Genomic DNA, 14,459 nt, shown 5'->3' on the forward strand with positions numbered 1-14,459 from the left:
CACCTCGGTCAGTCCCCTCTCCCTCCGGGAGAGGGTTAGGGTGAGGGGCTTTTTGCCCGGCGTGCGCGGAAGAATTCGGTCAGCACCGCGCCACACTCCTCCGCCAACACCCCGCCTTCATACAACACCCGGTGATTCAAAAAGCCCTGGGTGAAAAACTGTCCCTGACTCTGCACAATCCCCGCTTTCGGTTCCAATGCGCCATACACCACCCGGGCCACGCGCGAATGCACGATCAGCCCGGCGCACATGCTGCACGGCTCCAGCGTCACATACAGCGTGCTGCCCGGCAGGCGATAGTTGTCCACCGCTTGGGCGGCGGCGCGGATCGCGACCATTTCCGCGTGGGCACTGGGGTCGCTGGTGGTGATGGGGCAATTGAAACCGCGACCGATGATCTCACCGTCCTGCACCAGCACCGCGCCCACTGGCACTTCGCCGAGCGCTGCACCTTGGGCGGCGAGGTCCAGGGCTTCGCGCATGAAGTCGCGGTCACGGCTGCGGTCAATGATCGCGGCGGGGCGAATCTGGCGCATCACTTCACCTCGATGGCGGCCATCAGGCCGGTTTCCATGTGGTCGATCACATGGCAATGGAACATCCACACCCCAGGATTATCGGCCACCAGCGCCACCTGCGCGCGCTCGTTTTTGCCCAGCAGATAAGTGTCGGTGAAGTACGGGATGATCTTGTGCCGGTTCGAGGCGATCACCTTGAAACTCATGCCGTGCAGGTGAATCGGGTGCTGGTACTGGGTCATGTTTTTCAATTCGAAAATGTAGCTCTGACCGAGTTTCAGGTTGGCAATCGGCCGGTCGGCGCAGGTCTTGTCGGTGATGTCCCAGGCCTTGCCGTTGATCTGCCACAGGCTCGGCGGCTTGCCGTTGTCGACGTTGACCGACACCGACCCGACCCATTCGAAATTGAAGTTGAGTTTCTCGGCATTGGCCAGGTCCGGCTCGGCCACCGGGTTGGCCGGCAAGGCCTTCGGCCACTCGGTCGGCGCATCGTTGTTGGCCACCGAACGCAGAGTACCCAGACGCACCGGGCCGTTACGCAGCGACAACTCTTCACCGGCCGCCGGAGCCTTGATCGCCAGGCAAATGCGCATGCCGGGGCCGAGCCAGTATTCCTTGCCCAGCGGCCGTGGCTCGACCGGGTTGCCGTCCAGCGCGTAGATCTGCGCTTCGACGCCGGGAATGTTGATGCGATAAGTCAGGGTGTTATCAAGATTGAGCAGGCGCACACGCGTGATCTGCCCGGCCGGCAATTCGATCACCGGCAACGGCACGCCATTGATCGTCGACAGCCGCCCTGCCGTGCCGCCACGGGCCGCTTCACGGGGAATGCTGAACTCGACGAAATTGCCTTCGTCGTCGACGTGCCAGTTCTTCAGGCTCAAGGTCTTTTCGTATTTGAAACCGGTCGGCTCGCGCTCTTCGATGATCAGCGGTCCGACCAATCCCCGGCCAAGTTCTTCGCTGCTGCTGACGTGCGGGTGATACCAGTAGCTGCCGGCGTCCGGCACGCGGAATTTGTAGTCGAAGTATTCGCCCGGCAGTACCGGCAGTTGCGAGACGTATGGCACGCCGTCCATTTCCAGCGGCAGGCGGATGCCGTGCCAGTGGATGGTGGTCGCCACCGGCAGATGGTTGATGAACCGTACCCGCAGCCATTCGCCCTGACGCACGCGCAACTCGGTGCCCGGTGCCGACGGGCCGAACGCCCAGGCCTCGGTCTTGTGCCCCGGCACCAACTCAACGTCCAAGGGCGCGGCAATCAACTCGTAGTCATGGCCCGCTTCAGCGTCAGCCATTTTGCCCAGCCAATAACGCGACGCGCCCCCCGCTCCGACACCAACGACAACAAGACCGGCCAGGCCACCGAGGATTTGGCGACGGGTAAAGGACATGAACTCAACTACCTCACGTATCAGCATCGGACCCGGCAGGCCCGTAAAAGGCGAATACGATACACCTGCGGATGAGAAACAGTAAGGGCGACCTGAGGCCGCACGCCCCTGACCGGCTTAAGGTCGCAGCCCGGTAATCAGATGCACCACACCGTCCGCCAAGGGCATCACGCCCGCGACCCCGGCAGCGCTCAAAGCCTGTTGATCAATGCCCGACACGTCACGCAATACAACCCGCACCCGCGTCAACGCCAGTGGTTGCTGCGACTGGAGGTTATCCACACCGCCCAGTGCCGCGACGATGGCGGCGCTTAATCCTTCGCTCGGCTCGGCCGGTGCTTCGGGCGTGTCCACGACCAGATCCGGGGTCAGGGCCTTCCAGAATGCCTTCTGCAATTTATCCAACATCTTCAGTTCTCCAGAACCCGCAAAGTATCGACGGTTGCCTCGTGAAACAGCTGCAGCGCCTCGCGCACCTGCCCGGCACTTTCCAGACCGAGCACTTGTTGGGCGATGATCTGACATTCGGCCAACTGCAGCTCGCGCACCGTCGCCTTGACCGGCGCAATCATCGGCACGCTCACCGACAGCTCATCCACCCCCAACCCCAGCAACAACGGCACCGCCAGACGCTCCGAGGCCATCGCCCCGCACACGCCGACCCATTTGCCATGGGCGTGCGCGGCCTTCACGGTCATGGCGATCAAGCGCAGTACCGAGGGATGAAAACTGTCGGCCTGACTGGCCAGGCGCGGGTGATCGCGATCCATCGCCAGGGTGTATTGCGTCAGGTCATTGGTGCCGATCGAGAAGAAATCCACCAGAGGCGCAAACCGGTCCGCCATCAGTGCCGCTGCCGGCACTTCGATCATGATCCCCAGTTTCGGCCGTTGCGTTAGCCCCAGCGCGAGAGTTTCCTCGTCGAGCATCTGCCGCGCCAGACGCAGTTCCGACAGTTGCGTGACCATCGGCAACATGATGTGCAAATGCGTCAGATCGCAACAGCCGAGCATGGCCCGGAACTGCTCACGCAATAACTGCGGGCGCTCCAGGCACAAACGAATACCGCGCACGCCGAGGAACGGATTGGTTTCGCTGTCCATGGGCACGTAGGCCAGCGGTTTGTCGCCACCGACATCGAGGGTGCGCACCACCAGATTGCGCGCAGGTCCGACACAGCGAGCGATGGCGCTGTAGGTGGCGACCTGTTCGTCATGGCTCGGTGCGTGATTGCGGCCCAGATAGAGAAATTCCGAACGCAGCAGGCCGACGCCCGCACCGCCCAGGGCCATTGCCTGCTCGGTCTCAGACAATGAGGCGACGTTGGCCGACACCTCGATGTGATGCCCGTCACGGGTCCGTGCCGCGAGCGTTGCATTGGCCAGCTCATGTTCATGGCGGTGACGCTGTTGCGCGTGCCGCGCCTGCCATTGGCTGACGGCCGCAGGATCGGGATGCACATGCAATTCGCCCTTGTCGGCGTCAAGCAATACCGGGGTGCCGTTGCACAGTGCGAGCATTTGCACCGGCACCCCGCAGATCGACGGCAGACCACAGGCGCGAGCGAGAATCGCCACGTGGCTGGTCGCGCCGCCGCCGACCGTAGCGAACCCCAGTACTTTGCTGGTATCGATGCCAGCGGTCTGCGACGGGGTTAGCTGATCGGCGATCAGAATACTGTCTTGCGGCAACGCCAGCGCCTGCTCGGCAATCCCCAGCAGCAACTTGAGCACCCGGCGCCCGACATCGGTCAGATCCGCTGCCCGTTCGGCCAGCAGCGCACTGCCCAACTGGCGAAACATCGCTGCGGTTTCTTCAGTGGCTGCGCGCCAGGCGAACGCCGCGCTTTTGCCCTCACTGATCAGCGCCTGGGCCTGGTCGAGCAGTCCCGGATCTTCGAGCAGTTCCTGATGCGCCTTGAAGATCTCGGCTTCGGCCTCGCCAGCGGCGCTGTCGCGCAAATGCTGCAAGGCCAGATCCGCTTCGACCAGGGCAGTGGCGAGGGCCGCACGCTCGATGCCTGCTCCGCCGCCGAACTCGCTGACGTCGAAGACCGGCTCGCTGATCTGCACCACTTGGCCCAATGCCGAACCGGGTGACGCGCAGACGCCACGCAGAAGGGTCAGAACCTCGCTTTCAACCACCTCGACAGATGCCACTGCTGTCACCGTTTCACCGCAGCCCTCAACCAGTAATCGAGTCAGCGCATCAATGGCGGCGTCAGCATCTTCGCCCACCGCACTGACCTGCACGCTGTCGCCGAAAGCGGTCTGCAACGCCATGATCGCCACCAGGGATTTGGCGTTGGCCCGAGCCTGCTGTTTGTGCAGGTAAATCTTTGCCGCGAAGCCCTTTGCCGCTTGCGCGAACACCGCTGCCGGGCGCGCGTGCAGGCCATTGGCGTTGGGTAGTTTCAACTGCTGTGAAAACACCGCCGGCGTTTCTGCTGCGCCTGGCTCTTCGCTGATCGTCTGTCCGCTGACAAGCCCAAGCAACGGCTGACCGGTTTCGACCCGTCCGCTCGACGCGACCAGCCAAGTGAACGGCTCCCCGCTGACCACCAGCATCAATGTCATCAGGCTGCGCGCATGTCGGGCAATGTAATCGGCGTCGAACTCGATCAGCGCCTGCCCCGCGGTGACCCGTTGGCCCTCTTCAACCAGACGGGTGAAGCCTTGCCCGGCGAGGTTCACCGTATCCAGGCCGATGTGCATCAAGACCTGCACGCCATGGTCGTCGGTGATGCTCACGGCGTGTCCGCTGACCTGCACATTACTGATGACCCCGGCCATGGGCGCGCACAGGGTCGACGAGGTCGGGTCGATGCACAGGCCGTCACCGATCACGCGCCCGGAAAACACCGGATCGGGGACCTGCTCCAGCGCCATCAGGACACCGGACAAAGGAGCCAGCAGTTGCAATTGTTGGGGTGTGGCCATGACGTCACCTGCAGTTTTATGCTTTGAAGTGCTCATGGAGCGCGACGCTCCACCAGCATCGCTTATTTCCACCAGTATTCGACCTGCAATCCGACATTCGCACCGTGGCGAGCACTGCCGAAGGCGCCGGTATCAGACAGTGCCGAGCCTTTGGCCAGTTCGTTGGCCGCCCGTTTGGCCGCCTCGTTCCAGGTAGCGTACGTGTAATACAGGCGCACCTCTGGACGCGCCCAGAACTCAGGGCCCTTGGGTGACCAGGTCGGGGCAAACGTGAACTTGCTCAGCTTGCGCGTGCCGCCCTGGGCTTCGACTTGATCGTGGCCCAGTTCGGTCACCAGTTTGAAGTGGTCGCTGAGCGCATAGGTGGGACGCACACCTAGAGAGATCCAGTTCTGATCGGCACCGTCCGGGCGCATGTCTTTCTGGTACACCGCCTCGACCTGGCCACCGAAGCGCGGTGTCACCTGCCAGTCGAAAAACTCGACGATCCGGTAACTCTTGTTGCTGTCGTCCAGTTTGACGTTGCCGGTATAGCCCAGCCCGGTGCCCGGCCCTTCGCCGTATTGCAGCGCCAGTTTGTTCTTGCCGCCGAGAAAACCCGTCTGCACATGTTGCGTGGTGATCGCCCAGCCCCGATGGGCATCGCGGCTGTCGGGTTTGTCGATATAGCTCAAGCCGAACTCCAGCTCACCGCCCGGGTTGGTCTTGAACCCGGCGACGTTGAAGTCGTGCCGATTGATGTAGTCCTTCTGGTACAGGTTGTCCTTGCGCGAAAAGGCGTAGCTGTATTTAAGGTCGCCGATCAACACGTCCTCGACCCCACCGCCCGTGGCGCTCTGGTTCCAGTAGTAGAAGTCGGAAATATGGATGTCATTGCGTTTGTAGTAACGGCGCCCGGCCCACAATGAACCACCGTTGAGTGCGGGCATCGCCGACCACTGTGCATAAGCCTGTGGCAAGCGGATCGAACCGTTGTCGTCCTTGAAGGTGGGGCTGCGGTCGTAGCGGTTGTACAGCGAGGCCATGCCGTCGACACTCAGTATCGAACCGTCGTCGAGGGTGTACAGGTCCTGGCGCAACTCCAGCTCGCCGTACTGCTCGCACTCGTTACCCAAGCGATATTTGGTCTGCGCGCCCGGTAACTGGAAGCACGACTGACCGCTGCTGTTGACCGACGTGCCGACACCGCTGCGCAAGTAGCCGCCAAACTCCAGCGCCTCTGAAACTGACGGTAAGGCCAGGCAAAAACCTGCCACTGCAAGGCTGCGATTTATTGTTGTTTTCATAAGCCACCCCATTGTTTTTATTGTCTGGTTGCATGAATTCGGCGCGCAAAAATCCCCCGCGCAGTGCTCTGCGTGTTTTTTGAAAGCTGGTTTTTCCAGTTAAATGTCAGGGATCAATCAGGTGCAGGACGAAGGACTCGTAAGGTCGCAAAACCACCTGCCGCTTGCGCAACGGGCCGTCCGGATAATTGCTGATCAACAGGCGCTGGCTCATTGACTCGCTGATGACTGTCGTCGGCAACTCCACTTCACAGGTTGTCCCGTAGAAGTTGTTCACCACCAACAAACGCTCGGCGCTGCCTTCACGCACATACGCCCAGACTTGCGGATGTTCGGGCAGTAATTGTCGGTACACCCCTTCGGTAATCAGCGATTCGCGGCGGCGCAGTGCGATCAGATTGCGGTAGTGATGCAGTACCGAGTCGGGGTCATCGAGCTGCTTGGCGACGTTGATCTGCGCGGCATTGGCCGGCACTCCGATCCACGGCTCGACACTGCTGAAACCGGCGTTCGGCCCGGCGTCCCAGTGCATCGGCGTGCGCCCGTTATCACGGGATTTCTGCATGATCGCCGCCATGTTGTCGGCATCGCTGCTGCCGGCCTCGCGCCGCAGGCGAAAGATGTTCAGCGTCTCGACATCACGATAATGCTCGATCGACTCGAACCCCGGATTGGTCATGCCCAACTCTTCGCCCTGATACACGAACGGCGTGCCCTGCAGAAAGTGCAGCGCGGTGCCGAGCATCTTTGCCGAGAGTTCGCGGTACTCGCCGTCATTGCCGAAGCGCGAGACCACGCGCGGTTGATCATGGTTACACCAGAACAGCGCATTCCAGCCGCCGCCGACCTGCATGCCGATCTGCCAGTCGGACAGGATGCTCTTGAGCTGGAGGAAATCGAAGTCGGCGCACACCCACTTCTGCCGGTTCGGATAATCGACTTTCAGGTGGTGAAAGTTGAAGGTCATCGACAGTTCTTTCGACTGCGGATTGGAATAACGAATGCAGTGTTCGAGGCTGGTCGATGACATCTCGCCGACATTGATAAGGTCGTGCCCTTCGAAAACCTCGCGGTGCATCTGCTGCAAGTATTCGTGGACATTCGGCCCGTCGGTATAGAAGCATCGGCCATCGCTGGCGTCTTCGGGAAAGTCCGCGGGCTTGGAGATCAGATTGATCACATCCAGACGAAAACCGCCCACGCCCTTGTCCCGCCAGAACTGCATCATCCTGAACACTTCAGCGCGGACCTTGGGGTTGTCCCAATTCAGGTCGGCCTGGGTGTGGTCGAACAGGTGCAGGTAGTACTGACCGGTCTGGGCTTCGTACTCCCAGGCGGAACCGCCGAACTTGGATTCCCAGTTGTTCGGCTGATCTCGCCAGATGTAGAAATCACGGTAAGGGTTGTCGAGGCTGCTGCGCGCCTGTTGAAACCACACGTGCTCGATCGAGGTGTGATTGACCACGATGTCGAGCATCAGCCTGATCCCGCGCTTGCCCGCCTCGGCGATCAGCAATTCGCAGTCGGCCATGCTGCCGTAGCTCGGGTCGATGGCGTAGTAATCGCTGATGTCATAGCCGTTATCGCGTTGCGGCGAACGCAGGAATGGCGTGATCCACAAGCAGTCGACACCCAGCCACTGCAGGTAGTCGAGCTTGGCGACGATACCGAGCAGGTCCCCCGTCGGGTTGCCGGCGTGGCTATGAAAACTCTTCGGATAGACCTGATAGATCACCGAACGCTGCCAGTCTTGCATGGCACAACTCCTTCAATAAGTCCGTGCAGCTCGCGCCCACGTTGAAAAGCGATCGACTGTGGGAGCGAACTTGCTCGCGAAAGCACTTGATCAGGCAACCCGATAACCGGGCCTGACAATCTTCATGCTCAATGCACAGGTCAGAACAAACGGCACGAGCATGGCAATCAGCATTCCCAGCACAAACATCGGGATGTACTGCGGAATGATCGAGATGAACCCCGGTAGACCACCAACGCCGATGGCCGAGGCCTGAACCTTGTTCAGCGACAGGAACACGCAGCCCAGCGCCGAACCGGTCAGCGCGGCGTAGAACGGAAACTTGTAACGCAGGTTGACGCCGAACATCGCCGGCTCGGTGATGCCGAAGTAGGCGGAAATCGCCGATGTCGACGCCATGCTCTTGTCCCGTGCATTACGGGTCATCCAGAACACCGCCAGGGCGGCACTGCCCTGAGCGAGGTTGGACATGACGATCATCGGCCAGATAAAGGTGCCACCCTGGGTCGAGATCAATTGCAGGTCGACCGCGAGAAACATGTGGTGCATGCCGGTGATTACCAGCGGGGCATACAGCACACCGAAAATCGCGCCACCCACCATCGGCGCCAGATCAAACAGCATGACCAGCCCTTCGGTGATGAAGATGCCGAGGTGGCGGGTCACCGGGCCGATCACTGCCAGCGCTAGCACGCCTGTGACGACAATGGTGGTGATGGGTACAACGAGCAATTGAATGGCGTTGGGCACGCGCGCGCGCAGCCACTTTTCGATGACACTCATCACGTAGGCGGCCAGCAGAATCGGCAGGATCTGCCCCTGATAACCGACCTTCTCCACCTGAAACAGCCCGAGAATGTCGAAGTACGGCAGATGCTGCCCGTCCAGCCCGGCGACGGCCTTGCCATAGTTCCAGGCGTTGAGCAGGTCAGGATGCACCAGCATCAGACCGAGCACGATGCCGAGGATCTCGCTGCCGCCAAAGCGTTTGGCCGCCGACCAGCCCACCAGCGCCGGCAGAAACACGAACGAGGTGTTGGCCATCAGATTGATCAGGCTCCACAGCCCGTCGAGGTTCGGGTAGGCATCGAGCAGGGTCTGCCCGTCGATGAACATGCCTTTGGCACCGAGCAGATTGTTGATGCCCATCAGCAGGCCGGCAATGATCAGCGCCGGGAGGATCGGCATGAACACGTCGGAAAACACCCGCACCAGACGCTGCATGGTGTTGATCTTTTCGGCGCTTTTCTGTTTGACGTCAGCGATGGTCGACGCCGCGAGACCGGTCTGGCGACGCAGTTCGGCATAGACCTTTTCCACTTCGCCCGGACCGATCACCACCTGATACAGGCCCCCCGTGAAGAACGAGCCTTTGACCAGGTCGATCTGGTTGAGCCTGGCACTGTCGACCAGGCTCGGATCCTTAAGGGCCAGCCGCAACCGCGTGACGCAATGGGCGGCCTGCTCGAGGTTGTCGCTGCCGCCGAGGCTTTGCAGCAATTGCCGGGCGATGTTCGGATAGTCGTGGCTCATGCTAATTCTTCCGCTATGGATTGTTGTTATTGGCAGCACGCCGAAGCGAAAAATACTCGTCTGTACGAGTTAATGCAACAACTCGTACAGACGAGTTTGTTTGTGTATATTCCCGCCAGACCGAAGGCGAATTTTCCTACCCGACCTTAAGGTGATTTCCATCGCCCACATGGACAAAGCCCTACCCTGGCCTTAAGGTTCGAAGCTTTGAGCACAGCCGGCACCGAGCCTCCCCATGAGCAAATACAACCAGATCTATAGCGATCTGCTGGCCAACATCACCACTGAGCGCCTGCAGCGCGGAGCCCGCCTGCCATCCGAAACCGAACTGATGGACAGCTATCAGGCCAGTCGAGGCACGGTGCGCAAGGCGATTGAACTGCTTCAGGAACGCGGCTTTGCGCAGAAAATCCATGGCAAGGGCACCTTTGTGCTGTCGACCGACCCGATCGAGTTTCAGCTCGGCGGCATCGTCAGTTTCCAGGAGACCTACCCGCGCCTGGGCAATGATGTCAGCACCGAAGTGGTCGAGCTGAGCCAGATCCCGCTCGAGGGCGCCCTGCTCGAACACATCCATGCCGAACCCGGCAGTCTCATCACCCGGATCAAGCGTGTGCGGCGGATCGACGGCAAACGCGTAATTCTCGACATCAACCACTTTGTCAGCGAAGTGATTCCCGGCCTGTCCCTCGATATTGCCGAGCAATCGATCTACGCCCATATCGAACAGACCCTGCAGTTACAAATTGCCTACGCCCAACGCACCATCGAAGCGGTGCCGCGCAGCAAGGACGATCAACTGCACCTGGACCTCGACGGCCAGAGCCATGTGATCGTGGTCAGCAACCAGACCTTCCTCCAGGACGGCCGTCAGTTCGAGTACACCGAATCGCGGCACACCCTCGACAAGTTCTACTTTTCCGACGTGGCACGGCGCTGACCCCCGACATCTTTCGAACGATCATGTGCGGTACATATGTAGTGCACTCCCCTTGAGCGAGTCGGCCATGCTCGGCCCTCAATTCTCAAGGATGGAGAAAGCATGTACGCCACCCAACAAAGCCCTCTACCGAACGCGGCAGACAAAGCGGCGCTACAGCGAATCGCCTATACCGTCGTGCAGAACTGCCCCGGCCTGCAGGACGCCGCCCATGAAGCCGCGCGTAATCTGCTGGAAGCAAAAGGCTTGTTGAGCCTCGATCCGGATCAGGTTTATTTCCATCGCTTCAAGACGGCCCAGAGCAGCACCCGCTCGTTTACCGGCTGGGAGCACATCCGCGAAAAACCCTACGAATCGCTGACCCTGACACAGTTGGTCATTCATCGTTTCCGCGCCACCGACCAGGACAACGCCGACCTGCTCGATCTATACGGCGGCTTCTACACCGAAGGTCCGCAGGGCGAGAACTTCGACGAAAAAAACCAGGTGTGCCTGCATGGCAACGAGGTCTTGAACGCGTTCTGGAACCTCGACTTCAGTGGCAACTACAGCACCACCCTGACGGACTTCTGGAACAGCCACAGCGAGGATTTTCGCACCTTGGCCAAGTGCAATTTCCTCAGCCGTGCGGTGCAGGCGCTGGACCTTGGGCAGCTCAGCGGCACTGACTTCCAATGGCTGACGGGCTCAGTGGTGGGGCCCGTCAGTTGGCCGGTGAGCCTGAGCATGCTGCAAGCGAGCCACACGCCAACGGGCGACGTATGCGCCTTCGACGTCGACGGGCATGTCGCCACGCAATTGCTGCGCATCGTCGACCCCTCCGGTCGCCAGATTATCTATCTGCCCAGTGAAACCGAGGCGTTCGTGATCAAGGAAACGGCAGCGGACCTGCATTGGTGGGTACTGGATCAACTGAACGACGCAAAACGCTGCGCGAACTTCCTGGATCACTTTGCCCTCGCCGATCGTCAGCACATGAACGAGAACATGTCCGATCTGATGAACCGATTGGTGAGCACCTGGGGCCGGGCCGACCATCAGTTGATCAACCGCGCAAATCAGGTGCTGAGCGATGATGCATTCAGTTGGCTGCGCGACTCGACACGTCAGGCGATGTTTGCTGAAGCCCACCTGTCACTGACGTCCAATGGCGATCTGCGCAAAAAACTGTGGATCGGCTATCTGAGTGCCGGCCTCAAAGTGTTCGGTCCGATGGCCACTGTCGGTTGGCCGCTGGCGTTGCCGGTGATTGGCGCCACCGTGGCCAGCATGGGTCTGAATATCGATCAGGCGCAAAACGGCAAGACAAGGGCCGAACGCAAGGCCGGCGTGCTGGATGCGGTCCTGAATGGCATCAACCTGTTACTCAATCTGCCATTGCTGATCGGCACCGGGCCGATGCTGGAAATGGGCGCCGAGGTCGATGCGGCAGAGGCCGCAGAAATGGCCGAGTACAGCGAAGCCTTGAACCCTGCCACCGAGGCTGACAACCCAATGCAGATCATGGTGCCGGAGGATGTCGACATTACCGGGCCAAATCTCGATGAAACAGTCTTGGTTCCGGCGCAGAACGTCCCACCGCCAGCGGTGCCCGAGCGTTATCAATGCAACGAGTTGCTCGACGGTACGGCACTCGGCGAGGAGTCCGGGAAATTCCACGGAATCTACCGTCTCGACACGGATCCGCCCTATGCCATTTTGATGAATGACACGCCGTACTATGTGCGCTACTTCACCAACTCTCGGGGCAGTGGCGACTGGGCGATCGTTGACCCGGAGCGACCCAACCAGTTCGTCCACGCCCTGCCAGTCCGTCTCAATGGCGAAGGTGACTGGGAGCGCATGCCTGCACTGGGGCTCAGAGGTGGAGGTCAATGCATGGGCAAGCAATGCGCCCCCGATATCGAACTCGATACCTTCGAACCTGCACCGCCCGAGGTACCCGCTCAACCGGCGCAGGAACCGCAACCGTCGACATCGCGCCCTCCTCGTCCAGTGACCAGCGCCTACGATATCGATCCAACGGTGCGCAGTTCGATAAGAAGCTGGGCGTTGAACCTCGACGAGGCCCATGTCCAGTTGCAGCCCGACGGAGCCGGCGGCTTTGCCATGGACGATCCGTTCGAGTTGTACGCATCCGGTAAGCGCCAACTCTTGCAGAGTTTAGCCAGAATTTTTTTCAAGAACCTGCCGTGGGTCATTCTGCCTGCGCGTCCGGCAATACCCGAAATCAGCCGCCTGATGCCGCTGGCCGATCTTGTCGACAGGATTTTTGAAAGTGCTTCAGGGCTGGTAGTGGGTGAAACCCTGAATCGCATCGCCAGCCTGCGCTTTCTGATTGAAAGCATGCCCGCGCTGGCCCGTCACGTAAAAACCCTCTACATGCGCGGACTGCTCAGTGACTTCGCTCAAGTTGAACTGAACCGCTATTTCAGCAGCGGCAACATGACTGCGCAATTACGCACTTACCTGAGCAGCCTGGGCACCGATCCCGCCGGTCGATTCAACCCGCTGGAACTGGTTCAGGCCGCGCGAGCAAACGGTGTTCGGATCCAGGCGATCGACTGCGCCGCGAGCTACAAAATGAAAGCACCGCTGCCCTCCGTCGACGAGCAAATGATGAGCACCTACCTGGCAAACGACATCATGACCGGCGACGCCTACCTCAACAGCCCGGGAAAATGGCTCGTAGTAACGGATGCTCACAACACCAATACCTTCCGAGGACTGATGGGTATCAGTGAATTGAAGGGCGGAATCGGCCTGCGAATCGCTGAAGTCGGCATCGGTGAAGAGCTGGGTGTGGATGTCGATCCAGGGATTGAAGTACCACGCGACAGCCCGCCCGGGGCTACCGTCAGGCAAGGGAATCCGGACCTTCTTCGCGCCGATTTGCGCTGGAAAGTTCAGGCACCCGAGGTGAACTGGAACGAGGAGACGCTGGAGAATCTCTTATACAGGCGCGGCATGTATCTGTTCGAAAAAACAGGCGACAGCTACACCCTGATCCACCGCAGCAAACAGGGTTTGCTGCAACGCACACCGATCACTCGATCGAGTGACGGCAAGGTGTCCCTCCACCGACCTGCATGGCAGCGAGTGAATGACATTGAGTTCGCCAGCCTGAGGGACATGTCGGAACGACTATCCGATACCGGGCTGATATTGCGCAGCCGGATTCCCGATTGAGGCTGATCGGTTAGAAATGAACGCCGCAAACGCAGAGGCCGCGTGAAACATTGCTTCACGCGGCCTCTTGTTTGCCTGCACTCACACCGTCACGGCATGCGCGGGATCATTCCCACTCAATCGTCGCCGGCGGCTTGCTCGACACGTCGTAAGTGACGCGGGAGATGCCTTCGATTTCATTGATGATGCGGCCGGAAACGGTTTCCAGCAGTTCGTAAGGCAGGTGAGCCCAACGTGCGGTCATGAAGTCGATGGTTTCCACGGCACGCAGGGCCACGACCCAGGCGTAACGACGGCCATCGCCGACCACGCCAACCGATTTCACCGGCTGGAACACCACGAACGCCTGGCTGACCTTGTGGTACCAGTCGGCCTTGCGCAGTTCTTCGATGAAGATGTGGTCGGCACGACGCAGCAGATCGGCGTATTCCTTCTTCACTTCACCGAGGATGCGCACGCCAAGGCCCGGGCCCGGGAACGGGTGACGGTAGACCATGTCGTACGGCAGGCCCAGTTCCAGACCCAGACGACGGACTTCGTCCTTGAACAGTTCGCGCAATGGCTCGACCAGTTTCAGGTTCATCTCTTCCGGCAGGCCGCCCACGTTGTGGTGCGACTTGATCACGTGGGCCTTGCCGCTTTTCGCGCCAGCCGACTCGATCACGTCCGGGTAGATGGTGCCCTGAGCCAGGTACTTGATGTTGTCCAGTTTGCAGGATTCGGCATCGAACACGTCGATGAAGGTACGGCCGATGATCTTGCGCTTCTTCTCCGGGTCGGCTTCGCCGGCCAGGTTATTGAGGAACTGGTCTTCAGCGTTGGCGCGGATCACCTTGACGCCCATGTTCTCGGCGAACATGGCCATTACTTGCTCGCCTTCGTGCAGACGCAACAGGCCGTTGTC

General features: G+C 60.3%; 10 protein-coding genes. 2 read left to right on the plus strand and 8 right to left on the minus strand.

Features of this window, described 5'->3' with window-relative positions; translation table 11 throughout:
• Positions 1–35: 35 nt before the first annotated feature.
• The 7 genes from tadA to treP all read right to left on the minus strand — a co-directional run bounded on the left by tadA (position 36) and on the right by treP (position 9,426).
• Entirely contained in the window at positions 36–536 is a 501-nt protein-coding gene (tadA, locus tag DBR24_RS09150) for a tRNA adenosine(34) deaminase TadA (RefSeq protein ID WP_123466085.1), read from the minus strand.
• Positions 536–1,912: a multicopper oxidase family protein gene (locus DBR24_RS09155; protein WP_128614560.1), complete on the minus strand. Its 1,377-nt coding sequence runs from the start codon at positions 1,910–1,912 to the stop codon at positions 536–538. Before DBR24_RS09155 ends, tadA begins: the two co-directional genes overlap by 1 nt.
• A gap of 117 nt (positions 1,913–2,029) precedes the next feature.
• Complete coding sequence (locus DBR24_RS09160; protein ID WP_128614561.1) at positions 2,030–2,320, minus strand: PTS transporter subunit EIIB; 291 nt, start codon at positions 2,318–2,320, stop codon at positions 2,030–2,032.
• A 2-nt stretch (positions 2,321–2,322) separates the two neighbouring features.
• Positions 2,323–4,851: a phosphoenolpyruvate--protein phosphotransferase gene (gene ptsP / locus DBR24_RS09165; RefSeq protein WP_128614562.1), complete on the minus strand. Its 2,529-nt coding sequence runs from the start codon at positions 4,849–4,851 to the stop codon at positions 2,323–2,325.
• A gap of 62 nt (positions 4,852–4,913) precedes the next feature.
• Positions 4,914–6,137, minus strand: a complete 1,224-nt coding sequence (locus DBR24_RS09170; RefSeq protein WP_128614563.1) for a carbohydrate porin — start codon at positions 6,135–6,137, stop codon at positions 4,914–4,916.
• Between the two features lie 106 nt (positions 6,138–6,243).
• Positions 6,244–7,893, minus strand: a complete 1,650-nt coding sequence (gene treC / locus DBR24_RS09175) for an alpha,alpha-phosphotrehalase (protein ID WP_128614564.1) — start codon at positions 7,891–7,893, stop codon at positions 6,244–6,246.
• 90 nt (positions 7,894–7,983) lie between these two features.
• The gene (gene treP, locus DBR24_RS09180; protein WP_128614565.1) at positions 7,984–9,426 is read right to left on the minus strand and encodes a PTS system trehalose-specific EIIBC component; all 1,443 of its coding nucleotides are present in this window, start codon (positions 9,424–9,426) and stop codon (positions 7,984–7,986) included.
• A 235-nt stretch (positions 9,427–9,661) separates the two neighbouring features.
• Between treP and treR the strand changes: the two genes are divergently transcribed.
• A complete protein-coding gene (treR, locus tag DBR24_RS09185; RefSeq protein WP_128614566.1) occupies positions 9,662–10,366 on the plus strand; it encodes a trehalose operon repressor in 705 nt (234 codons plus the stop codon).
• A 102-nt stretch (positions 10,367–10,468) separates the two neighbouring features.
• On the plus strand, positions 10,469–13,555 hold the full coding sequence (locus tag DBR24_RS09190) for a membrane-targeted effector domain-containing toxin (RefSeq protein WP_128614567.1): 3,087 nt from the start codon (positions 10,469–10,471) through the stop codon (positions 13,553–13,555).
• A 106-nt stretch (positions 13,556–13,661) separates the two neighbouring features.
• Here DBR24_RS09190 and guaA read toward each other — a convergent pair.
• Positions 13,662–14,459, minus strand: a 798-nt coding sequence (gene guaA, locus DBR24_RS09195; RefSeq protein ID WP_128614568.1) for a glutamine-hydrolyzing GMP synthase, incomplete at its 5' end; no start/stop codon positions are given.

This window comes from Pseudomonas sp. HMWF006, from assembly GCF_003061205.1.
GTDB lineage: Bacteria > Pseudomonadota > Gammaproteobacteria > Pseudomonadales > Pseudomonadaceae > Aquipseudomonas > Aquipseudomonas monsensis.